Below are 22,221 nucleotides of genomic sequence, written 5' to 3'. Positions count from 1 at the left end.
GAAACCCATGGGACAGCGTACGCCTCTGTATGACCTGCACCTGGCGCTCGGCGCCAAGACGGTCGATTTCGGCGGATGGGACATGCCCCTGCACTACGGCTCGCAAGTCGAGGAGCACCACCAGGTGCGCAGTGATTGCGGGGTGTTCGATGTTTCCCACATGACGGTCATCGATATCGATGGCTGCGCCGCCACGCCCTGGCTGCAGCACCTGCTGGCCAACGACGTGACGCGCCTGGAAACCCCCGGCAAGGCCCTCTACAGCCCGCTGCTCAATGCCGAGGGCGGGGTCATTGACGATCTCATCGCCTACCGCACCGAAGACGGTTATCGCCTGGTGGCCAATGCCGCCACCCGCGACAAGGTGCTGGCCTGGCTGCAGACCCGCAGCGAAGGCTTCAAGGTGAATTTCAAGGCGCGGCCTGAACTGGCCATTCTCGCCATCCAGGGGCCTCACGCCCGAGAAAAGGTCGCTGCCCTGCTCAGCGCCTCGCGGGCCGCGCTGATCCGCGAGCTGCGCCCCTTCGAAGGCCTCGCCGACGGTGACTGGTTCATCGCCCGCACCGGCTATACCGGGGAAGACGGGCTGGAAATCATTCTTCCGGGCGAACAGGCCCCGGCGTTCTACAACGACCTGGTCGGCGCCGGTATCGCCCCGAGTGGCCTGGGCGCACGCGATACGCTGCGCCTGGAAGCCGGCATGAACCTGTATGGCCAGGACATCGACGAGGCCCATACTCCGCTGACCTCCAACCTGGGCTGGAGTGTCGCCTGGGAGCCGGCCGGGCGCGAATTTATCGGCCGCAGCGGCCTGCTCGCGGAAATCGAACAGGGCGTGAAGGAGAAACTGGTCGGCCTGGTGCTCGAGGAGCGTGGCGTATTGCGCGCGCATCAGGTGGTCCGTGTGTCCGGGATTGGCGAAGGGGAGATCACCAGTGGTAGTTTCTCGCCTACGCTGAGCAAATCCATTGCCCTGGCCCGCGTGCCCATGGCCACCGGTGACCGGGCCGAGGTGGAAATCCGCGGCAAGTGGTACCCGGTGCGAGTGGTCAAGCCGACCTTCGTGCGCCATGGCAAGATCCTGATCTGAACATTAACGGCGGGCCGTCCGCTGACCCATTACGAGGAATACAAGACAATGAGCCAAATCCCCGCCGACCTGCGTTTTGCCGAAAGCCACGAGTGGGCTCGCCTGGAAGCCGATGGCACGGTGACCGTGGGTATCAGTGACCATGCCCAGCAAGCACTGGGTGACGTGGTGTTCGTCGAACTGGCCGAAGTCGGCAAGGTATTCGAAGCCGGCGACGCCGCTGGAGTGGTTGAGTCGGTCAAGGCCGCCTCAGATATCTATGCGCCGGTGGGTGGTGAAGTCATCGCGGTCAACGAAGAGCTGGCCGACAGCCCGGAGCTGCTCAACGAAGAACCTTACGACTCGTGGATCTTCAAGCTGAAGCCGAGCAACCCGGCTGAATTGGACAAGCTGCTGGATGCTGCTGGTTACAAGGCTGCCATCGGCGAGTAAATGATCGCGGGGCAAGCCCGCTCCCACGACGTGCGCCATGGCGATGTGTTCCAGGCGTGGGAGCGGGCTTGCCCCCGATGAGGGCTGCACGGCAAACGCAATAATCCCCGCAGATTCGGCAATCCTTCCTAGACTTGTAAGTCTCCATGAGAGCTGGTCCAGGAAGAGATCGTCGCCATGTCCCAGTCACCATCGCTGAGCCAACTGCAAGAGCCAAACCCTTTCCTGCGTCGCCACCTGGGGCCCGATGCCCAGGAGCAGCAGGCCATGCTCGACGCCCTCGGCGTCGCCAGCCGCAGTGAACTGATCGAGCAGACGGTGCCGCCGGGCATCCGCTTCAATCGCCCACTCGACCTGCCGCCGGCCCTCGATGAGCAGGCCGCACTGGCCAAACTCGCAGGCTACGCTGCGCAGAACCAGCTATGGACCAGCCTGATTGGCATGGGCTACCACGCCACCATCACGCCCACCGTCATCCTGCGCAACGTGCTGGAGAACCCTGGCTGGTACACCGCCTACACACCCTACCAACCAGAGATCGCCCAAGGCCGGCTGGAGGCGCTGCTGAATTTCCAGCAAATGGTCATCGACCTTGCCGGCCTGCCCCTGGCCAATGCCTCGCTGCTTGACGAGGCCACCGCCGCCGCCGAAGCCATGGCCCTGGCCAAGCGCGTGGCGCGCAGCAAGAGCAACGCCTTCTTCGCCGACGAACACTGCCACCCGCAGACCCTGTCGGTGCTCAAGACCCGTGCCGAAGGCTTTGGCTTCGAGTTGATCGTCGACACCGTGGACAACCTGGGCAAGCACAAGGTGTTCGGGGCGTTGCTGCAGTATCCGGACACCCACGGCGAGGTCCGCGACCTGCGCCCGCTGATCGACCAGTTGCACGGTCAGCAGGCCCTGGCCTGCGTCGCCGCCGACATCCTCAGCCTGGTGGTGCTGACACCGCCCGGCGAACTGGGGGCCGACGTGGTGCTCGGCTCGACCCAGCGCTTTGGCGTGCCCATGGGTTATGGCGGGCCGCACGCGGCCTATTTCGCCTGCCGCGACGACTACAAGAGGGCGATGCCCGGGCGCATCATCGGCGTATCACGTGATGCCCGTGGCAACACTGCGCTGCGCATGGCCCTGCAGACACGCGAGCAACATATACGTCGCGAGAAAGCCAACTCCAACATCTGCACGGCCCAGGTGCTACTGGCCAACATCGCCGGCTTCTATGCTGTCTATCACGGGCCTGAGGGCTTGCAGCGCATCGCCCAGCGCGTGCACCGGCTGACCTTCGTCCTGGCCGCCGGGCTCGAGGCCAAGGGCATCAAGCGCCTCAACCAGCATTTCTTCGACACCCTGACGCTGGACGTCGGCGGCACCCAGGGGGCGATCATCGAAAGCGCCGAGGACGCCCGCATCAACCTGCGCATCCTTGGCCGTGGCCATCTGGGGGTGAGCCTGGACGAAACCTGCGACGAGGCCACGGTGCTCAAGTTGTTCGACATTTTCCTCGGCGTCGACCACGGCCTGGACATTGCCACCCTCGACCAGCAGGCCCTGCCCGAAGGCGTCCCCGGCGCGCTGGTGAGGCGCACACCGATCCTGCAGCACCCGGTGTTCAACCTGCACCACAGCGAGACCGAGATGCTGCGCTACCTCAAGCAGCTGGAGAACAAGGACCTGGCACTCAACCAGTCGATGATCCCGCTGGGCTCGTGCACCATGAAGCTCAACGCCACCAGCGAGATGATCCCCATCACCTGGCCTGAGTTCGCCCAACCGCATCCGTTCGCCCCGGCGGCGCAGGTGCAAGGCTACAAGGCGATGATCGACGAGCTCGAAGCCTGGCTGTGCGCCATCACCGGCTTCGATGCCATCTGCATGCAGCCCAACTCGGGCGCCCAGGGCGAGTACGCCGGGCTGATGGCGATCACTCGTTACCACCGCAGCCGCCACCAAGCCGGGCGCACGATCTGCCTGATCCCGTCCTCGGCCCATGGCACCAACCCGGCGTCGGCGCAGATGGCCGGCATGGAGGTGGTGATCGTCGAGTGCGACGGGGATGGCAACGTCGACCTCGACGACCTCAAGGCCAAGGCGCGCCAGGCCGGCGAGCGGCTGTCGTGCCTGATGGTGACCTACCCGTCCACCCATGGGGTGTACGAAGAGGGCATCCGCGAGATCTGCGAGGTGGTGCACCAGCTTGGCGGGCAGGTTTACATGGACGGCGCCAATCTCAATGCCCAGGTAGGGCTGACGCGGCCGGCGGACATCGGTGCCGATGTCTCGCACATGAACCTGCACAAGACCTTCTGCATCCCCCATGGCGGCGGTGGCCCGGGCATGGGGCCCATCGGCATCCGTGCACATCTCAAGCCGTTCGTGGCCAGCCACCCGGTGGTGCCGGTGCCGGGGCTGGACCCGAACAACAGCGCGGTGAGCGCGGCGCCTTGGGGCAGCGCCAGCATCCTGCCGATCAGCTGGATGTACATCGCCATGATGGGTCCGCAGCTGGCCGATGCCAGCGAGGTGGCGATCCTGTCCGCCAATTACCTGGCCAGCCAGCTGCGCGATGCCTTCCCGGTGCTCTACCGTGGGCGCAACCAGCGGGTGGCCCATGAGTGCATCTTCGACCTGCGCCCGCTCAAGGCGCTGACCGGCATTACCGAGGAGGACGTGGCCAAGCGCCTGATGGATTATGGCTTCCATGCCCCGACCATGTCGTTCCCGGTACCGGGCACGTTGATGGTCGAGCCCACCGAGAGTGAGTCGAAGGCCGAGCTGGATCGCTTCGTCGAAGCGATGCTGGCGATCCGCGCTGAGATCGCGCAGGTGCAGGACGGCAACTGGCCGGCCGAGGACAACCCGCTCATGCATGCCCCGCACACCCTGGCCGATGTGCTGGCGCCGTGGAACCGGCCCTACAGCATTGAACAGGGCATCGCCCCCAGCGCTCACGCCCGCCAGCACAAGTACTGGCCGGCGGTGAACCGGGTCGACAACGTGTATGGGGACAGGAATCTGTTCTGCGCGTGCGTGCCGGTGGAGGCTTATCGCTGAGCTAGCGATCCACCGCCACAGCAGGAATGGGCTTACTCGGCCACAGCGTTCTTGGCCAGGATAGCGTTGGCCAGTTCCATGTCGCTGGCCTGCACGCCTGGGTTGTCCGCGCGCACCTGGCGGATTGCGGCTTCCAGGAACGGCCCGCGAATGGCGCCATCACTGGCAACGAAGCTGCCGGCGTCGTCCTGGGCGGCGACGATCAGCTTGTGGTCCTTGAACGTCAGGTAGGTCGAGGCGGTAGTCGCGCCGGAGGAGATGATATTGCGCCAGAACGTGTCGGCCATGGCGGAGCCAAGGGGCAGCGAGAACAGGACGGTGGCTGCGATGGCTGTTTTGAAACGCATGATGAATCACCTCGGTGTATGAGGGCGGTTGAGATGCCGATTTGAGCGTTTCTCACTGCCCCAAGTTCCCGGCCACAAAGGGGATTTCTTGGTTATCCACAGACCCGCAGGACCTCTTCGGTACAGGTCCTGCCCTGGACGACCCGGTCACCACCGTGCCGTCGAAGGTCACGCAACCCGTCTACCTCGGCCTGTTGCCGCAAGTCGGCGAGATCGCTGGCGGGGGTGATCCGTTCGCGCAATGCGGCGCTGACCTGGAGCAGTTCGAACAGCCCGGTACGCCCATGGAAACCCGTACCCCTGCATTGCGGGCAGGCCTGGCGATCCTGCGGGGGCAGGCCCAGACAAGCGCGACATAGCGTGCGCACCAGGCGCTGGGCCATGACCCCGATCAGAGTCGCCCGGATCAGGTAGTCGGCGACGCCAAGCTCCAACAAGCGGGTGATCGCGCCGCAGGCGTCCTGGGTATGCAGGGTCGACAACACCAGATGCCCGGTGAGGGCCGCCTGCACGGCCACCTGGGCGGTTTCCCGGTCGCGGATTTCGCCGATCATGATGATGTCCGGGTCCTGGCGCAGCAGGGCACGGACACCGCTGGCGAAGTCCAGCTCCAGGCTGGGCTGGACCTGCAGCTGGTTGATCATCGGTTCAAGACGCTCGATCGGGTCTTCGATGCTGCACAGGTTGACCTGGGGGGTGGCCAGGTGCCGGAGGCTGGCATAGAGGGTGCTGGTCTTGCCCGAGCCGGTCGGCCCCGTCACCAGCAGGATGCCCTGGCGCTGTTGCAGCAGGGCCAGCCACTGCTCCAGCAACGCGCCCTCCAGGCCCAGGGTTTCTAGGCTGTCGTGCAGTTGCTGAGGGTCGGACAGGCGCAGCACCAGCTTCTCGCCGAACGGGGTGGGCAGGGTGGACAGGCGCAGTTCCACCTCGGCGCCGCTGGGCAGGCGGGTTTTCAGGCGGCCGTCCTGTGGCCGGCGTTTTTCGGCGACGTTCATGCGGCCCAGGTGCTTCAGTCGGCTGACCATGGCCAGTGTGACGCTGGCCGGGAAGGCATACACCGCGTGCAGCAGGCCATCGATACGCAGGCGCAGATGGCCTTGTTCACGGCGGGGCTCCAGGTGGATATCGCTGGCGCGCTGCTCGATGGCGTACTGCAGCATCCAGTCGACGATGTGCACGATATGGGCATCGTCCGCGCTGGCCTGGGCTTGCCTGGCACCCAGTTCGAGCAGTTGCTCCAGCTCGCCGAGACGGGGCAACTGGCCAAGGCCCGCGCCGCGCACGGAGTGGGCCAGGCCCAGGAAGGTCGGGCGCAGCTGGCGGAGCTGTCGCGGACTGGCCAGCACCCGACGCACTGCCTTGCCCAGGCTACGGCTCAGGTCTGCCTCCCATTGGTGTTGATAAGGCTGCGCGCTGGCCACCGTGACACTGTATTCATCCACGGCCACGGCGAGGATGCCATGGCGCTGGGCGAAGGCTGCGGACATCAGCCCGGCCACGCGCACCAGGTCGACCTGCAAGGGGTCGATTACCAGAAAAGGTTGGCCAACCCGGTCTGCCAACCAGCGGCACAGGGCGTCCAGCCCCAGCGGGTGGCTGATGGCGGCGATCAGTTCCAAGGGATGTTCAGCAGGGTGGGTCTTGCCGCGCTCAAGTGCCGCGAGAACGGCTTCGGGGGCGATCCGCTGCTCAGCCAGCAAGGCATCCAGCAGGCGATTGAGGTCAAGATCATGGTTTTCGTTGGCGAGCATGGAAGTGTCCTTGCCGAGCTTCAGAGGCCTGGGCAAGGCTAGCCGTGCAGGACGCAAGGCGTCGGTGCAAAGGGTTTCCGGACATTGCCTGCCGGTTTCAACGGCTGGCGACCTCGGAAAGCTGTGGCAGATTCGCCAGGCACACTTCGCTGACGCAGACCAGGTTGCGCAGTTTCTGTGCGATCACTTCGGCCCGGTGCCAGCTCAGGCCGCCGACGCCGATCGCCACGTCCAGCAGATCGTCGCACTGGCTCACATTGACGCTGTGTGGGGTGAGGAACTGCAGGGCGAACAGGTTGAGCACGCGGCACAGGCTGTCCGGTTCGGCGTCGGCCTGCAGGCGGTAGTGCACCGTGCAGTGGACAGTGTTGGCGGCCCAGGCGTCGAGGCGGGGCAAGTTGAGGGGCCGTTCGAGTGCGTTCATGCTGGGTCTCCGCGAAAGTGGAGGAATTCTTGCACGTCACACGGGGTATTTTTTCGCTATGATTCGCCAGTATCGCGCTTATGCGAATTTTTTAATTCGTAAAAATGCAAATTGGAGAATTATTCATGCTTGGCGAGTTGGATGCTTACGACCGGCGCATTCTTGAACTGCTGCAAGACGACGCCTCGCTGTCCAGCGCACAGGTTGCCGAGCGTGTGGGCCTGTCGCAGTCACCTTGCTGGCGGCGTATTCAGCGCTTGAGAGAGGAGGGGGTGATTCGCGGCCAGGTGACGCTGCTGGACCGCAAGAAGGTAGGGCTGAACACGCAGATCTTCGCCGAAGTGAAGCTCAACGCCCACGGCCGTTCGAACTTCGCCGAATTCACCGAGGCGATCCGCGGTTTTCCCGAAGTGCTGGAATGTTACGTGCTGATGGGGGCGGTGGACTTCCTGCTGCGTATCGTCACCTCGGACATCGAGGCTTACGAGCGGTTCTTCTTCGAAAAGCTGTCGAACGTGCCGGGTATTCAGGAAGTTAACTCGATCGTGGCGTTGTCGGAGATCAAGTCGACCACGAGCCTGCCGCTGAGGCCCTGAAGTGCCAATCGCGGGGCAAGCCCGCTCCCACGAGTGCAGGAGCGGGCGGTGCGGACTCAGGCCTTGAGCAGGTGCTTCCAGGCGCGGTTCTGCTCGATGGCGCGAGCCTGTTCGATACGGGCCTCCAGCAGTTCGCCCTTGTCTTCCTCTAGCAGCGGCAGTTCGGCCAGCTCGTGAAGCTTGTTCAGCTCGCCGTACAGACGGTCCAGCTGTGGCAGGTCGAGTACCTGGCGGGCGTGGTGCAGCCAAGTTTGCACGGTCTCTATGCGCGGCAGCTGCTCGGCCAGGTCCTCCGGACGCTGCACATACAGCGGCAGCTTCAGGGCGCGGGCTTCCTCGCCCAGCAAGTGCTGCAGCCAGCTGGCCAGCTGTGCCTTGCCCTGGCGCTCGCCACGGCCCTTGCGCTCGACGGTCCAGGTGCGGGCGGTCAGCCAGCGTGCGGTCTCCAGGGAGAACTGGCCCCAGCGCGGGTCTTCCAGCTCTTCAGCGAACTGCTCGGGCGCGGCGCGGCGGATGTCTTCGTCATCGTTGCCGGCCAGTACCAGCGGGCGCCAGTCTTCCAGCAGCGCATCGAGGCTGGCGCGCAAGGCTCGGGTGGTCGGGCGCGGTGCCGCCTGGCCGAGGCTGGCGGTGATGGCGCGCAGTTCGGCCAGGCAGCGGACCCAGTCCTGCAGCAGCCGCCAGTGGCCATTGTGGCGATACTGCTCGGCCAGGCGCTGGCTGCTGCCCAGCAGTTGCCAGGCCAGGGCGGCGTAGGCGTCGTCCAGCGGCATCTCGGCGTGCAGCTCGGTCGCGGGCAGGCCCAGCTCGTAGCTGTCCGGATCGAGCAGGCGGTAGCCCCGCTCGGCCTTGCTGATGTCGCATGGCATCAGGGCGAGGCTGGCGGACAGCTCGGCGGCCAGTTCCAACAGCGCCTCCGGGGCACCTTCACGCAGTTCCAGTTCCAGCTCGCAGATCTCTTCCTTGCGCTTGCCGGCGATCACGAAGCCCTGGTCGATGGCCGCTTCGATCACCACCTTGGCCTTGCCGCGACCCCAGGCGATTTCAGCGTACTCGCGGGTGAAATCGGTGGTGAACAGCGGCTTGATGGTCTTCTTGTCCAGCCCGGCCAGTTGCTCGGGCCAGCAGGTGCCATCGAGCTTCTTCAGATCGAGCTTGACCTTGTCCAGGTGCCACTCGAACTCGTTGCGCTCGGACAGGCCGGCCACGCTCTGGCCGCGGCACTTGAGGGTCTGGATGATGACCTCGCCATCGCGGCGCAGGCGCAGGGCGACACGGGCGGCGGACAGGTCGCGCTCCGGGGTGTCGAAGTACTGGTTGAGCAGTTCGCGGGTCTGCCAGCCGGACTTGTTGCGCTTTTTCAGCAGCGGGTGCTCGCGCAGGGCGGCAAGGGTCTCGCGACTGGCGCGGAGTTTGAGTTCGGTTTCTTTGTGCATCGCGGGCTCGGAAGGAGGGGCATCGTGGTGTGCAGTCTACAGGAGTCGGATGGTGCCTGCCGGTCCACGAAGGGGCGTATGGGGTTGTCCTGCCAGGCGACCGCGTTGTTATGATGCCTCTCACGCTTCCGAGGAGTCCGCGCATGCCGTTGCCATCGCTGAAAGACCAGTTTGCCGCCCTGATTGCCGCACCTTCGGTCAGTTGCACCCAGGCTGCGCTGGACCAGTCCAACCGAGCCGTCATCGACCTGCTGGCCGGCTGGTTGGGTGACCTGGGTTTCACGTGCGAGATCCAACAGGTCGGCCCTGGCAAGTTCAACTTGCTGGCAAGCCGCGGCACCGGCCCGGGCGGCCTGGTGCTGGCCGGGCACAGCGACACGGTGCCCTTCGACCCGCAACTGTGGAGCAGCGACCCGCTCAAGCTGACCGAGGTCGATGGCCGTTGGGTCGGCTTGGGCAGCTGCGACATGAAGGGCTTCTTCGCCCTGGTCATCGAGGCGGTGATCCCGCTGCTAGAGCACGATTTCAAACAGCCGCTGCTGATCCTCGCCACCTGCGACGAAGAAAGCTCCATGTCCGGCGCCCGGGCCTTGGCCGAGGCCGGCCAGCCCCTCGGGCGGGCGGCGGTGATCGGCGAGCCCACCGGGCTCAAGCCGATCCGCATGCACAAGGGCATCCTCATGGACCGCATCGACATTCTCGGGCGCAGTGGCCATTCGTCGGATCCGACCCTGGGTCGCAGCGCCCTGGAAGCCATGCATGCGGTGATGGGCGAGCTGATGACGCTGCGCCGCAGCTGGCAGGAGCAGTACCGCAACCCACAGTTCACGGTGCCTGCGCCGACCCTGAACTTTGGCTGTATCCATGGCGGCGACAATCCCAACCGCATCTGTGGCCAGTGCGCCCTGGAGTTCGACCTGCGGCCATTGCCGGGCATGGATGTTGAGCAGCTGCGCGCAGCGATCCGCGGCAAGCTGGCACCGTTGGCCGAACGCCATGAAGTGCGCATCGATTACGCGCCACTGTTCCCCGAGGTGCCACCTTTTGAACAGGCCGCCGACAGCGAGCTGGTGCGCCTGGCCGAGCGTCTGACCGGCCATCGCGCCGAAGCGGTGGCCTTTGGCACCGAAGCGCCTTATCTTCAGCAGCTCGGTTGCCAGACCATCGTGCTGGGCCCCGGTGACATCGCTTGTGCCCACCAGCCAGGGGAATACCTTGAAATGTCACGCATCGAGCCTACCGTGCGTCTATTGCGTGATCTGATCCGCCACTATTGCCTGAACCATTGATCCTTCCTGAGCAGAGGAGACCGCGCGTGACCGCAAGCCTGTTCCGACGATGACTTTCGAACGTTGTGCGCCTTTTCGTTCTCCGTTCACTTATCCACAGGCCTTGTCATGCCCGATTACGTCAACTGGTTGCGCCATGCTTCCCCCTACATCAACGCCCACCGCGACTGCACCTTCGTGGTCATGCTCCCCGGTGATGGCGTCGAGCACCCGAACTTCGGCAACATTGTCCACGACCTTGTGCTGCTGCACAGCCTGGGCGTGCGCCTGGTGCTGGTACACGGTTCACGTCCGCAGATCGAAAGCCGCCTGGCCAGCCGTGGCCTGACCCCGCACTACCACCATGGCATGCGCATCACCGACGCGGCGACACTGGACTGCGTGATCGACGCCGTCGGTGCCCTGCGCCTGGCCATCGAAGCACGCCTGTCGATGGACATGGCGGCCTCGCCGATGCAGGGCTCGCGCCTGCGCGTGGCCTCCGGCAACCTGGTCACCGCACGGCCGATCGGCGTGCTTGAAGGGGTCGACTATCACCATACCGGTGAAGTGCGCCGGGTCGACCGCAAGGGCATCAATCGCCTGCTCGATGAGCGTTCCATCGTGTTGCTGTCGCCGCTGGGCTACTCGCCGACCGGCGAGATCTTCAATCTGGCCTGCGAAGATGTGGCCACCCGCGCCGCCATCGAGCTGGGGGCCGACAAGCTGCTGCTGTTCGGGGCCGAGCCGGGCCTGCTGGATGAGCGTGGACAATTGGTGCGCGAGCTGCGCCCGCAACAGATCGCGCCGCACCTGCAGCGACTGGGCAGCGACTACCAGGCCGAGCTGCTGGATGCCGCTGCCGAAGCCTGCAAGGGCGGTGTGGCGCGCAGTCACATCGTCAGTTACGCCGAGGACGGTGCGCTGCTGACCGAGCTGTTCACCCGCGGGGGCGGTGGCACGCTGGTGTCCCAGGAGCAGTTCGAGGTGGTACGCGAGGCGACCATCGAGGATGTCGGCGGCCTGCTGGAACTGATCAGCCCGTTGGAAGAACAGGGCATCCTGGTGCGCCGTTCGCGGGAGGTGCTGGAGCGGGAGATCGAACAGTTCAGCGTGGTCGAGCGCGAGGGCATGATCATCGCCTGCGCGGCGCTTTACCCGATTGCCGATTCCGAGGCGGGGGAGCTGGCGTGCCTGGCGGTAAACCCGGAGTACCGGCATGGCGGGCGTGGTGACGAACTGCTCGAGCGCATCGAGGAGCGGGCGCGCACGCTGGGGCTCAATACCTTGTTCGTGCTGACGACCCGGACCGCACACTGGTTCCGTGAGCGCGGCTTCTCGCCCAGTGGCGTGGAACGGCTGCCGGCGGCGCGGGCTTCGCTGTACAACTACCAGCGCAATTCGAAGATCTTCGAGAAACCGCTCTGACGCGAAGGCAATGAAAAACGCCGCCCCTGAGGGCGGCGTTTTCAGTTACACGGTGTGCAGGTACCAGTTGTACTCGAGGTCGGAGATCGAGTGCTCGAACTCCTCCAGCTCGCTTTCCTTGCACGCGACGAAGATGTCGATGTACTTCGGATCAATGTACTTGTTGAGGATCTCGCTGTCGTCCAGCTCGCGCAGGGCATCGCGCAGGTTGTTCGGCAGGCTCTGTTCCAGCTGCTCGTACGAGTTGCCTTCGATCGGCTCGCCCGGTTCGACCTTGTTGGTCAAACCGTGGTGCACGCCGGCCAGTACCGCAGCCATCATCAGGTACGGGTTGGCGTCGGCGCCGGCCACGCGATGTTCGATGCGCACGGCATCCGGCGAGCCGGTCGGCACGCGCAGCGCCACGGTACGGTTGTCCAGGCCCCAGCTCGGTGCGTTCGGCACGTAGAACTGCGCGCCGAAACGGCGGTACGAGTTGACGTTCGGGCAGAGGAACGCCATCGAGGCGGGCAGGGTCTCGAGCACACCGCCGACAGCGTGACGTAGCGCGGCGTTCTGCTCGGGATCCTCGCTGGTGAAGATGTTGTTGCCATCTTTGTCCAGCACGGAGATGTGTACATGCAGGCCGTTGCCTGCCTGGCCCGGGTAGGGCTTGGCCATGAAGGTGGTGTCCATTTCATGGTCGTAGGCGATGTTCTTGATCAGGCGCTTGAGCAGCACCGCATAGTCACAGGCCTTGAGCGGGTCGGCGACGTGGTGCAGGTTGACTTCGAACTGCGCCGGGGCGCTTTCCTTGACGATGGCGTCGGCTGGGATGCCTTGTTCCTTCGCGCCTTCGAGGATGTCCTGCAGGCAGTCGGCGTATTCGTCGAGGTCGTCGATCAGGTACACCTGGGTCGACTGCGGGCGCTTGCCCGAAATCGGCGAGCGTGGCGGCTGCGGGCGGCCGTTCACGTTCTCCTGGTCGATCAGGTAGAACTCCAGCTCGAACGCGGCGCAGATGGTCAGGCCCAGGTCGGTGAACTTGCTCACCACCTGGCGCAGCACTTCACGCGGGTCGGCAAAGAACGGCTCGCCTTCGATCTCGTGCATGGTCATCAGCAGCTGCGCGGTCGGGCGCTTCTGCCAAGGCTCGTTGCAGAGAGTGTCGGGGATCGGGTAGCAGATCCGGTCGGCATCGCCGATGTCCAGGCCCAGGCCTGTGCTTTCGACGGTCGACCCGTTGATATCCAGGGCGAAGAGGGAGGCCGGCAGGTTGATGCCTTTCTCGTAAACCTTGTGGAGGCTGGTGCGCTCTATGCGCTTGCCGCGCACCACACCATTCATATCTGCAATCAGAAGGTCAACGTAGAGAACCTCAGGATGTTCCTTAAGGAACGCGTTCGCTTCGTTAAGCTGAACGGCACGCGGGGGTACCGACATGATGCAACACCTTTGTTGTTAAAAATATCAATCAAGGGGGGCTTGCAACCCCAGTCAATCGGAAAGACCAGGTTAAGTCAAGCCAGCCCCCTGATGCCCTTAAATGGCACATCTACGGCAGATTTGCTGCATCTCGGGGCGTGCCATTATCCGCTATTTTCGACTTGAAGGGTTATCCCGAGCGGGGCGTGTTTTATTTTTTACGGGGGAGTTGTGTAAAAAAATGAACGAGGCTAAGCTCGGCATCAACCCAGAACACAATAATACGAGGGTCACATGGTCCGCCTGTCGAGACCTGCCAGCGCCGCATGCACGGTGCGTTCAGGTACATCTCCCGGTTGCCGTCCGGTCATTGCACGCCTGTTTCGAAGGGGCGCTGCGCTGGCCGCAATAATTGACGGTTCGCTTGAAAAAGCCATGCCTCGTAACGCTTTAGCGCAACACCTCCTTTCCTTCTGCCCTTCGCTTTCTGTCCGGACGCGCGCCCATGGCGTGTATGCATTGTCGTCCTGCGCGAGGGTTTTTGCTTTAGCCATGCACAGCATCCAGAATCAAGGCGCGGGCCTGTCCAGGCCCCTCGGCGCGCTGCGCGCCGACTTTGTCCGACGCCTGGCGTCAGTGGCCGCCGGTTGCCGCCAACCGCGCCACATTACCTCCTGAGGTATTTATGAGTAACAACCTCGACCAGCTCACCGATTGGTTGAAAGAGCACAAGATCACCGAAGTGGAGTGCCTGATCAGTGACCTGACCGGCATCACCCGCGGCAAGATCTCGCCGACCAACAAATTCATCGCCGAAAAGGGCATGCGCCTGCCCGAGAGCGTGCTGCTGCAGACCGTGACCGGCGATTACGTCGACGATGACATCTATTACGAACTGCTCGACCCGGCCGACATCGACATGATCTGCCGCCCCGACGAGAACGCGGTGTTTCTCGTGCCATGGGCCATCGAGCCGACCGCCCAGGTGATCCACGACACCTACGACAAGAAGGGCAACCCGGTCGAACTGTCGCCGCGCAATGTGCTGAAGAAGGTCCTGAAACTCTACGCCGACAAGGGCTGGCAGCCGATTGTCGCGCCCGAGATGGAGTTCTACCTGACCAAGCGTAGCGAAGATCCCGACTTTCCGCTGCAGCCGCCGGTGGGTCGTTCCGGTCGCCCGGAAACGGGGCGGCAGTCGTTCTCCATCGAGGCGGCCAACGAGTTCGACCCGCTGTTCGAGGACGTCTACGACTGGTGCGAGCTGCAGCAGCTGGACCTCGACACGCTGATCCACGAGGACGGCACCGCGCAGATGGAAATCAACTTCCGTCATGGTGACGCCCTGCACCTGGCCGACCAGATCCTGGTGTTCAAGCGCACCATGCGCGAGGCGGCGCTCAAGCACAACGTGGCCGCCACCTTCATGGCCAAGCCGATGACCGGCGAGCCGGGCAGTGCCATGCACCTGCACCAGAGCGTGGTCGATGCCGTCACCGGCAAGAACATCTTCTCCAACGCCGACGGCAGCATGAGCGAGCTGTTCCTCAACCACATCGGCGGCCTGCAGAAGTTCATTCCCGAGGCCCTGCCGCTGTTCGCCCCCAACGTCAACTCGTTCCGTCGCTTCCTGCCGGACACCTCCGCGCCGGTAAACGTCGAGTGGGGCGAAGAGAACCGCACCGTCGGCTTGCGCGTACCGGATGCCGGGCCGCAGAACCGCCGGGTCGAGAACCGCCTGCCGGGGGCCGACGCCAACCCGTACCTGGCCATTGCCGCCAGCCTGCTGTGTGGCTATATCGGCATGGTCGAAGGCATCGAGGCCAGCGCGCCAGTCCAGGGTCGTGGCTACGAGCGCCGAAACCTGCGCCTGCCGCTGACCATCGAGGACGCCCTCGAGCGCATGGAAATCAGCCGCGCGCTGGAGCAGTACCTGGGCAAGAAATTCATCACCGGCTACGTCGCCACCAAGCGCGCCGAGCACGAGAACTTCAAGCGCGTCATCAGCTCCTGGGAGCGAGAGTTCCTGCTGTTTGCCGTGTGATCAACCCTGAGGCCGCCAGGGCGCGGCCACCGGACCATGGAGAAGCACATGAGCGTCAACAACCCGCAAACCCGTGAATGGCAAACCCTGAGCGGCGAGCACCACCTTGCACCTTTCAGCGACTACAAACAGCTGAAGGAAAAGGGGCCGCGCATCATCACCAAGGCGCAGGGTGTGCATTTGTGGGACAGCGAGGGGCACAAGATCCTCGACGGCATGGCCGGCCTGTGGTGCGTGGCGGTCGGCTATGGCCGCGAAGAGCTGGTGCAGGCGGCAGAAAAACAGATGCGCGAACTGCCGTACTACAACCTGTTCTTCCAGACCGCCCACCCGCCGGCACTGGAGCTGGCCGAGGCGATCACCGACGTGGCGCCCAAGGGCATGACCCATGTGTTCTTCACCGGCTCCGGTTCCGAGGGTAACGACACCGTGCTGCGCATGGTTCGCCACTACTGGGCGCTGAAGGGCAAGCCGCACAAGCAGACCATCATCGGCCGCATCAACGGCTACCACGGCTCCACCTTTGCGGGTGCGTGCCTGGGTGGCATGAGTGGCATGCACGAGCAGGGCGGCCTGCCGATCCCGGGCATCGTGCATATCCCGCAACCGTACTGGTTCGGTGAGGGGGGCGACATGACCCCGGACGAATTCGGCGTGTGGGCGGCCGAGCAGTTGGAGAAGAAGATTCTCGAAGTCGGCGAGGACAACGTCGCCGCCTTCATCGCCGAGCCGATCCAGGGTGCGGGCGGGGTGATCATTCCGCCTGAGACCTACTGGCCGAAGATCAAGGAGATCCTCGCCAAGTACGACATCCTGTTCGTCGCCGACGAAGTGATCTGCGGTTTCGGCCGTACCGGCGAGTGGTTCGGCTCCGACTACTACGACCTTGCACCCGACCTGATGACCATCGCCAAGGGCCTGACCTCCGGTTACATCCCCATGGGCGGTGTGATCGTGCGTGACAAAGTGGCCAAGGTGATCAGCGAAGGTGGTGACTTCAACCACGGCTTCACCTACTCCGGCCACCCGGTGGCAGCGGCGGTGGGCCTGGAAAACCTGCGCATCCTGCGCGACGAGAAGATTGTCGAGCGTGCCCGCAACGAAACGGCACCGTATTTGCAAAAACGACTGCGTGAGCTGCAGGACCACCCGCTGGTGGGCGAGGTACGCGGCCTGGGCCTGCTCGGCGCGATCGAGTTGGTCAAGGACAAGGCCACCCGCAGCCGCTATGAGGGCAGGGGCGTCGGCATGATCTGCCGCACCCATTGCTTCGAGAACGGCCTGGTGATGCGCGCGGTGGGCGACACCATGATCATTGCGCCGCCGCTGGTGATCAGCCGCGAAGAGATCGACGAACTGGTGGAAAAGGCGCGCAAGTGCCTGGATCTGACCTACGAGGCGGTCAAATGACAGTCTGCTAGGCTGGCGAGGTGACATTAATGTCGTTGCAAGGCCCTGCTTCTGTTGAAACAGCGCCTTGTAACTTGCCAGACTAACGGCTGTTTAGTCGCCCAACGCGCGTCCCGTGGTACCTGGCTGCTGAACAGATGGCTTGATAATAAATTCTGGAGCATTACGCATGAAGAAATTGGGCAAGACGCTGCTGGCCGCCGCCCTGATGGGTGCCATGGCCACCGCTGTTCAGGCTGACGACAAGGTGCTGCACGTCTACAACTGGTCGGACTACATCGCCCCGGACACCGTGGCCAACTTCGAGAAAGAGACCGGCATCAAGGTCGTCTACGACGTCTTCGACAGCAACGAGACCCTTGAAGCCAAGCTGCTGGCGGGCAAGTCGGGTTACGACATCGTCGTGCCGTCCAACAACTTCCTGGCCAAGCAGATCAAGGCCGGCGTCTACCAGGAGCTGGACCGCTCCAAGCTGCCGAGCTGGAAAAACCTCGACCCGGCCCTGCTCAAGGCGGTCGGCGATGCCAGCGACCCGGGCAACAAGTTCGCCTTCCCCTACATGTGGGGCTCCATCGGCATCGGCTACAACCCGGAGAAGGTCAAGGCCGCGCTGGGCATCGACAAGATCGACTCGTGGGACGTGGTGTTCAAGCCAGAGAACATCGCCAAGCTCAAGAGCTGCGGCGTGAGCTTCCTCGATGCACCGACCGAGATGATCCCGGCCGCGCTGCACTACCTGGGCAAGCCGAGCGACAGCACCAAGAAAGAGGACCTGAAGGCGGCCGAGGACCTGTTCCTGAAAATTCGCCCTTCGATCACCTACTTCCACTCCTCCAAGTACATCTCTGACCTGGCCAACGGCAACATCTGCGTGGCGGTGGGCTACTCGGGCGACCTGGAGCAGTCCAAGGCCCGTGCCCACGAGGCCGGTGACAAGGTCAAGCTGAGCTATGTCATTCCGAAGGAAGGCGCTGGCACCTTCTATGACATGGTCGCCATTCCGAAAGACGCCGAGAACCTCGACGCTGCCTACAAGTTCATGGAATACCTGCTGCAACCGAAAGTGATGGCCGGTATCACCAACGCCGTGCGTTTCCCGAACGGTAACAAGGCTGCCACCGAGTTCGTGGACAAAGACATTACCAGCGACCCGGCGATCTACCCGTCTGAAGAAGTGAAGGCGCAGCTCTACGCTATCAAGGCGCCAGAGAAGACCGCCCAGCGTGAGATCACTCGCAGCTGGACCAAGATCAAGTCGGGCAAGTAAGTCCGATGCACACCCCCTCTGGGCCGGGCCTTCCCGCCCTGGAGGGCGCTTGAGGCAAATAAGTTTGCGGCATCCCCGCCGTGAAGGTAAGTTGCGCGCCGGTTTTGCGTGAGCGGCCGAAGTCTACCGCCAGCAAAGGCACTGATTGTGAGGACCACCCACTTGTCTATTTCTGTTTTTCGCAAGGCCTTGATGGCTGGAGCGGGTCTGACGCTGGCTTGCAGCGTCCAAGCGGCGCCCACGGTGCATTTCTACAACTGGTCCGACTATGTCGGCCCGACCACACTCGCGGACTTCCAGAAAGCCACAGGCATCAAGCCTGTGCAGGATGTCTTCGACTCCAATGAAACCCTGGAAGGCAAGCTGCTGGCCGGCAACACCGGCTATGACGTGGTGGTGCCGTCCAACCATTTCCTGGGCAAGCAGATCAAGGCGGGCGCGTTCCAGAAGCTTGACCGCAACCTGCTGCCCAACTACGCAAACCTGGACCCGGCGCTGATGAAGCGCCTGGAGAAGAACGACCCGGGCAACCTGTACGCTGTTCCCTACCTGTGGGGCACCAACGGCATTGGTTACAACGTCGAGAAGGTCAAGGCGGCGCTGGGCACCGACAAGATCGATTCCTGGGCGGTGCTGTTCGAGCCCGAGAACATGAAGAAGCTCAGCCAGTGCGGCGTGGCCTTCCTCGATTCGGCCGACGAGATGCTGCCGGCGGTGCTCAACTACATGGGGCTGAACCCCAACAGCACCGACCCGAAGGACTACGCCAAGGCCGAGCAGAAGCTGCTGGCGGTGCGCCCCTACGTGACCTACTTCCATTCGTCCAAGTACATCACCGACCTGGCCAACGGCGACATCTGCGTCGCGGCGGGTTTCTCGGGTGATGTGTTCCAGGCCAAGTCCCGCGCTGAAGAAGCGAAGAAGGGCGTGAAACTGGCCTACGCCATTCCCAAGGAAGGCGGCAACCTCTGGTTCGACGTGCTGGCGATCCCCAAGGACGCCAAGAACGTGAAAGAGGCCCATGCCTTCATCAACTATTTGCTGAAACCTGAGGTTATCGCCCAGGTCAGTGATTACGTCGGTTACGCCAACCCGAACCCCAAGGCTGGCGACCTGATGGACCAGGCCGTGAGGACTGACGCCGCGGTTTACCCACCGCAGGAAGTGCTGGACAAGATGTTCGTCAACGCCGAGTTGCCACCCAAGGTGCAACGTTTGATGACCCGCAGCTGGACCAAGGTCAAGTCGGGCAAGTAACAATCCAGGCCCGCCAGCGCAGCGGCGGGCACACAAATCTTGTTGGGAGTTTCACTCATGGCAGTTGCCTCCGGTGCCTATAAGAAAGCCCTCGAGGGTGGCCAGCAACCCAAGCAGGTGCTGGTCAAGATCGACCGGGTCACGAAAAAGTTCGACGAAACGGTAGCCGTGGACGATGTGTCCCTGGAAATCCGCAAGGGCGAGATCTTCGCCCTGCTGGGCGGCTCCGGTTCCGGCAAGTCCACCTTGCTGCGCATGCTGGCTGGCTTCGAGCGTCCGACCGAAGGGCGGATCTTCCTCGATGGCGTCGACATCACCGACATGCCGCCCTACGAGCGGCCGATCAACATGATGTTCCAGTCCTACGCGCTGTTCCCGCACATGACCGTGGCGCAGAACATCGCCTTCGGCCTGCAGCAGGACAAGATGCCCAAGGCCGAGATCGACGCCCGTGTGGCCGAGATGCTCAAGCTGGTGCACATGACCCAGTACGCCAAGCGCAAGCCGCACCAGCTCTCCGGTGGCCAGCGCCAGCGCGTCGCTTTGGCACGCTCGCTGGCCAAGCGCCCCAAGTTGCTGCTGCTCGATGAGCCGATGGGCGCGCTGGACAAGAAACTGCGCTCGCAGATGCAACTGGAGCTGGTGGAGATCATCGAGCGCGTGGGCGTGACCTGCGTGATGGTGACCCACGACCAGGAAGAGGCCATGACCATGGCCCAGCGCATCGCCATCATGCACCTGGGCTGGATCGCCCAGATCGGCAGCCCGATCGATATCTATGAAACCCCGACCAGCCGCCTGGTTTGCGAGTTCATCGGCAACGTCAACCTGTTCGAAGGCGAAGTGGTCGACGATGCCGAAGGCCATGCGGTCATCGCCAGCCCGGAGCTGGAGCGCAAGATCTACGTCGGCCACGGTGTCACCACTTCGGTCGAGGACAAGCACATCACCTACGCCCTGCGGCCGGAAAAGCTGCTGGTCACCACCGCGCAGCCGACCTGCGAGCACAACTGGTCGCGCGGCAAGGTCCACGACATTGCCTACCTCGGCGGCCACTCGGTGTTCTACGTCGAGCTGCCCAGCGGCAAGATCGTCCAGTCGTTCGTCGCCAACGCCGAGCGCCAGGGCACTCGCCCGACCTGGGACGACGAAGTCTACGTGTGGTGGGAAGACGACAGCGGCGTGGTACTGCGGTCATGAAAATCCGCAAGCTCAAGCGAGCATTCCAGCGCCTTGTCCCGGAGGGGCGGCACCTGGTGATCGGCGTGCCGTTCATCTGGCTGTTCCTGTTCTTCATGCTGCCGTTCTTCATCGTCCTGAAGATCAGCTTTGCCGAAGCCGATGTGGCCATCCCGCCGTACACCGAGATCTACACCTACCTGGAAGGCAAGGTTCAGCTGGTGCTGAACCTGGCCAACTATGGCCTGCTGACCGAGGACGAGCTGTACATCGCGGCCTACCTCGGCTCGCTCAAGGTCGCCTTCTTCAGTACCTTGCTCTGCCTGCTGATCGGCTACCCGATGGCCTATGCCATCTCCAAGGCCAGGAAAGAGTCGCAGACCGTCCTGCTGCTGCTGATCATGATGCCGACCTGGACTGCGATCCTGATCCGCGTCTACGCCTGGATGGGCATTCTCAGCAACAACGGCCTGCTCAACAGCTTCCTGCTGTGGCTGGGGCTGATCGACCAACCGCTGCAGATCCTCAACACCAACCTGGCGGTGTATATCGGCGTGGTCTATTCGTACCTGCCGTTCATGATCCTGCCGCTGTACGCCAACCTGGTGAAGCACGACGAAAGCCTGCTGGAAGCTGCATCCGACCTTGGCTCGAGCACCTTCAACAGCTTCTGGAAGATCACCGTGCCGCTGTCGAAGAACGGCATCATCGCCGGCTGCATGCTGGTGTTCATCCCGGTGGTGGGTGAGTTCGTGATTCCTGAACTGCTCGGCGGCCCGGAAACCCTGATGATCGGTAAAGTGTTGTGGCAAGAGTTCTTCAACAACCGTGACTGGCCGGTGGCATCGGCGCTGGCGGTAGTGATGCTGGCGATCCTGATCGTACCGATCCTGCTGTTCAACCGCAGCCAGGCCAAAGAGATGGAGGGCCGCGCATGAAACGCTTCAGTTTCTCCAAGCTGATGCTGGTGCTCGGCTTGCTGTTCATCTACCTGCCGATGCTGATCCTGGTGATCTACTCGTTCAACGCCTCCAAGCTGGTAACGGTATGGGGCGGCTGGTCGGTGAAGTGGTACGTCGGCCTGCTCGACAACACCCAGCTGATGGGTTCGGTGATGCGCTCGCTGGAGATCGCCTGCTACACGGCGGTCGCCGCGGTGGCGCTGGGCACCCTGGCGGCCTTCGTGCTGACCCGGGTCACCCGCTTCAAGGGCCGCACCCTGTTCGGTGGCCTGGTCACCGCGCCACTGGTGATGCCCGAGGTGATCACCGGTCTGTCGCTGTTGCTGCTGTTCGTGGCCATGGCGCAGATGATCGGCTGGCCGCAGGAGCGTGGCATCGTCACCATCTGGATCGCCCACACCACGTTCTGCGCAGCCTACGTGGCGGTGGTGGTGTCGGCGCGCCTGCGCGAGTTGGACCTGTCCATCGAGGAGGCGGCCATGGACCTGGGTGCCAAGCCGTGGAAGGTGTTCTTCCTGATCACCATCCCGATGATCGCACCGTCGCTGGCGGCGGGCGGCATGATGTCGTTCGCCCTGTCGCTGGATGACCTGGTGCTGGCCAGCTTCGTCTCCGGCCCTGGCTCGACCACCCTGCCGATGGAAGTGTTCTCGGCCGTGCGCCTGGGCGTGAAGCCGGAGATCAATGCCGTGGCCAGCCTGATCCTGCTGTCGGTGTCGCTGGTGACTTTCATGGTCTGGTACTTCAGCCGCCAGGCCGAGGAGCGTCGTCGTCGGGCGATCCAGCAGGCCATCGAGGAGGGCGCCGCGGCGAACGTCTCGCAGCCGCAGGTACGTCGTCCGGCCCAGGCCGCCGCGCAGGCCTGAGCCAACGCA

18 protein-coding genes are annotated in these 22,221 nt (G+C 63.6%); 13 read left to right on the top strand and 5 right to left on the bottom strand.

Annotated elements, in window-relative coordinates; genetic code table 11:
- The first annotated feature begins 7 nt into the window (after positions 1–7).
- From gcvT to gcvP, 3 genes are all read left to right on the top strand, one after another.
- A complete protein-coding gene (gene gcvT, locus KHO27_RS21170; RefSeq protein WP_110697170.1) occupies positions 8–1,090 on the top strand; it encodes a glycine cleavage system aminomethyltransferase GcvT in 1,083 nt (360 codons plus the stop codon).
- Positions 1,091–1,138: 48 nt separating this feature from the next.
- A complete protein-coding gene (gcvH, locus tag KHO27_RS21165; RefSeq protein ID WP_214500724.1) occupies positions 1,139–1,522 on the top strand; it encodes a glycine cleavage system protein GcvH in 384 nt (127 codons plus the stop codon).
- Between the two features lie 177 nt (positions 1,523–1,699).
- Positions 1,700–4,573 (top strand): aminomethyl-transferring glycine dehydrogenase, encoded by a 2,874-nt coding sequence (gcvP, locus tag KHO27_RS21160; RefSeq protein WP_214500723.1) that lies wholly within the window; start codon positions 1,700–1,702, stop codon positions 4,571–4,573.
- Positions 4,574–4,605: 32 nt separating this feature from the next.
- Here gcvP and KHO27_RS21155 read toward each other — a convergent pair whose 3' ends face one another.
- From KHO27_RS21155 to KHO27_RS21145, 3 genes are all read right to left on the bottom strand, one after another.
- Entirely contained in the window at positions 4,606–4,920 is a 315-nt protein-coding gene (locus KHO27_RS21155; protein ID WP_102685073.1) for a DUF2388 domain-containing protein, read from the bottom strand.
- 92 nt (positions 4,921–5,012) lie between these two features.
- Positions 5,013–6,671 (bottom strand): GspE/PulE family protein, encoded by a 1,659-nt coding sequence (locus KHO27_RS21150; protein ID WP_111531969.1) that lies wholly within the window; start codon positions 6,669–6,671, stop codon positions 5,013–5,015.
- A 97-nt stretch (positions 6,672–6,768) separates the two neighbouring features.
- Positions 6,769–7,095, bottom strand: a complete 327-nt coding sequence (locus KHO27_RS21145) for an ACT-like domain-containing protein (protein WP_110697176.1) — start codon at positions 7,093–7,095, stop codon at positions 6,769–6,771.
- A 125-nt stretch (positions 7,096–7,220) separates the two neighbouring features.
- Between KHO27_RS21145 and KHO27_RS21140 the strand changes: the two genes are divergently transcribed.
- Positions 7,221–7,691 (top strand): Lrp/AsnC family transcriptional regulator, encoded by a 471-nt coding sequence (locus KHO27_RS21140; RefSeq protein ID WP_110697178.1) that lies wholly within the window; start codon positions 7,221–7,223, stop codon positions 7,689–7,691.
- A 56-nt stretch (positions 7,692–7,747) separates the two neighbouring features.
- On the opposite strand, the gene KHO27_RS21135 is transcribed toward KHO27_RS21140, so the two are convergent.
- Positions 7,748–9,127 (bottom strand): CYTH domain-containing protein, encoded by a 1,380-nt coding sequence (locus KHO27_RS21135; RefSeq protein WP_102685075.1) that lies wholly within the window; start codon positions 9,125–9,127, stop codon positions 7,748–7,750.
- A gap of 143 nt (positions 9,128–9,270) precedes the next feature.
- Here KHO27_RS21135 and argE point away from each other — a divergent pair, with 143 nt between their 5' ends.
- A complete protein-coding gene (gene argE, locus KHO27_RS21130) occupies positions 9,271–10,416 on the top strand; it encodes an acetylornithine deacetylase (protein ID WP_110697180.1) in 1,146 nt (381 codons plus the stop codon).
- 108 nt (positions 10,417–10,524) lie between these two features.
- Positions 10,525–11,823 (top strand): amino-acid N-acetyltransferase, encoded by a 1,299-nt coding sequence (gene argA, locus KHO27_RS21125; protein WP_102685077.1) that lies wholly within the window; start codon positions 10,525–10,527, stop codon positions 11,821–11,823.
- 45 nt (positions 11,824–11,868) lie between these two features.
- Here the strand turns inward: argA and KHO27_RS21120 are convergent, their stop codons facing one another.
- Entirely contained in the window at positions 11,869–13,245 is a 1,377-nt protein-coding gene (locus tag KHO27_RS21120) for a glutamine synthetase family protein (RefSeq protein WP_038707015.1), read from the bottom strand.
- 667 nt (positions 13,246–13,912) lie between these two features.
- On the opposite strand from KHO27_RS21120, the gene KHO27_RS21115 reads away from it, so the two are divergent.
- The 7 genes from KHO27_RS21115 (at position 13,913) to KHO27_RS21085 (ending at position 22,212) form a co-directional block, all read left to right on the top strand.
- The gene (locus KHO27_RS21115; protein ID WP_038707014.1) at positions 13,913–15,271 is read left to right on the top strand and encodes a glutamine synthetase family protein; all 1,359 of its coding nucleotides are present in this window, start codon (positions 13,913–13,915) and stop codon (positions 15,269–15,271) included.
- 48 nt (positions 15,272–15,319) lie between these two features.
- Positions 15,320–16,681 (top strand): aspartate aminotransferase family protein, encoded by a 1,362-nt coding sequence (locus KHO27_RS21110; RefSeq protein WP_111531971.1) that lies wholly within the window; start codon positions 15,320–15,322, stop codon positions 16,679–16,681.
- Positions 16,682–16,850: 169 nt separating this feature from the next.
- Positions 16,851–17,948 carry a polyamine ABC transporter substrate-binding protein gene (locus KHO27_RS21105; RefSeq protein WP_110697184.1) on the top strand — a complete coding sequence of 366 codons (1,098 nt, stop codon included), beginning with the start codon at positions 16,851–16,853 and terminating at the stop codon, positions 17,946–17,948.
- A gap of 162 nt (positions 17,949–18,110) precedes the next feature.
- Positions 18,111–19,205: a polyamine ABC transporter substrate-binding protein gene (locus KHO27_RS21100; RefSeq protein WP_110697186.1), complete on the top strand. Its 1,095-nt coding sequence runs from the start codon at positions 18,111–18,113 to the stop codon at positions 19,203–19,205.
- Positions 19,206–19,262: 57 nt separating this feature from the next.
- On the top strand, positions 19,263–20,405 hold the full coding sequence (gene potA, locus KHO27_RS21095) for a polyamine ABC transporter ATP-binding protein (protein ID WP_110697188.1): 1,143 nt from the start codon (positions 19,263–19,265) through the stop codon (positions 20,403–20,405).
- Positions 20,402–21,322: an ABC transporter permease subunit gene (locus tag KHO27_RS21090; RefSeq protein ID WP_023630467.1), complete on the top strand. Its 921-nt coding sequence runs from the start codon at positions 20,402–20,404 to the stop codon at positions 21,320–21,322. Before potA ends, KHO27_RS21090 begins: the two co-directional genes overlap by 4 nt.
- Entirely contained in the window at positions 21,319–22,212 is an 894-nt protein-coding gene (locus KHO27_RS21085) for an ABC transporter permease subunit (RefSeq protein WP_038707013.1), read from the top strand. Before KHO27_RS21090 ends, KHO27_RS21085 begins: the two co-directional genes overlap by 4 nt.
- Positions 22,213–22,221 lie beyond the last annotated feature (9 nt).

It is taken from the genome of Pseudomonas sp. RC3H12, assembly GCF_018596375.1.
Lineage (GTDB): Bacteria > Pseudomonadota > Gammaproteobacteria > Pseudomonadales > Pseudomonadaceae > Aquipseudomonas.
The sequence above is the reverse complement of the archived record's forward strand: the minus strand, read 5'-3'. Positions and strand labels throughout refer to the sequence as shown.

What these genes read in the sequence shown, in the direction of transcription:
- gcvT (WP_110697170.1), top strand. Translation starts at nt 8, where the DNA reads ATGGGACAGCGTACGCCTCTGTATGACCTGCACCTGGCGCTCGGCGCC.
- gcvH (WP_214500724.1), top strand. Translation starts at nt 1,139, where the DNA reads ATGAGCCAAATCCCCGCCGACCTGCGTTTTGCCGAAAGCCACGAGTGG.
- gcvP (WP_214500723.1), top strand. Translation starts at nt 1,700, where the DNA reads ATGTCCCAGTCACCATCGCTGAGCCAACTGCAAGAGCCAAACCCTTTC.
- KHO27_RS21155 (WP_102685073.1), bottom strand. Translation starts at nt 4,920, where the DNA reads ATGCGTTTCAAAACAGCCATCGCAGCCACCGTCCTGTTCTCGCTGCCC.
- KHO27_RS21150 (WP_111531969.1), bottom strand. Translation starts at nt 6,671, where the DNA reads ATGCTCGCCAACGAAAACCATGATCTTGACCTCAATCGCCTGCTGGAT.
- KHO27_RS21145 (WP_110697176.1), bottom strand. Translation starts at nt 7,095, where the DNA reads ATGAACGCACTCGAACGGCCCCTCAACTTGCCCCGCCTCGACGCCTGG.
- KHO27_RS21140 (WP_110697178.1), top strand. Translation starts at nt 7,221, where the DNA reads ATGCTTGGCGAGTTGGATGCTTACGACCGGCGCATTCTTGAACTGCTG.
- KHO27_RS21135 (WP_102685075.1), bottom strand. Translation starts at nt 9,127, where the DNA reads ATGCACAAAGAAACCGAACTCAAACTCCGCGCCAGTCGCGAGACCCTT.
- argE (WP_110697180.1), top strand. Translation starts at nt 9,271, where the DNA reads ATGCCGTTGCCATCGCTGAAAGACCAGTTTGCCGCCCTGATTGCCGCA.
- argA (WP_102685077.1), top strand. Translation starts at nt 10,525, where the DNA reads ATGCCCGATTACGTCAACTGGTTGCGCCATGCTTCCCCCTACATCAAC.
- KHO27_RS21120 (WP_038707015.1), bottom strand. Translation starts at nt 13,245, where the DNA reads ATGTCGGTACCCCCGCGTGCCGTTCAGCTTAACGAAGCGAACGCGTTC.
- KHO27_RS21115 (WP_038707014.1), top strand. Translation starts at nt 13,913, where the DNA reads ATGAGTAACAACCTCGACCAGCTCACCGATTGGTTGAAAGAGCACAAG.
- KHO27_RS21110 (WP_111531971.1), top strand. Translation starts at nt 15,320, where the DNA reads ATGAGCGTCAACAACCCGCAAACCCGTGAATGGCAAACCCTGAGCGGC.
- KHO27_RS21105 (WP_110697184.1), top strand. Translation starts at nt 16,851, where the DNA reads ATGAAGAAATTGGGCAAGACGCTGCTGGCCGCCGCCCTGATGGGTGCC.
- potA (WP_110697188.1), top strand. Translation starts at nt 19,263, where the DNA reads ATGGCAGTTGCCTCCGGTGCCTATAAGAAAGCCCTCGAGGGTGGCCAG.
- KHO27_RS21090 (WP_023630467.1), top strand. Translation starts at nt 20,402, where the DNA reads ATGAAAATCCGCAAGCTCAAGCGAGCATTCCAGCGCCTTGTCCCGGAG.
- KHO27_RS21085 (WP_038707013.1), top strand. Translation starts at nt 21,319, where the DNA reads ATGAAACGCTTCAGTTTCTCCAAGCTGATGCTGGTGCTCGGCTTGCTG.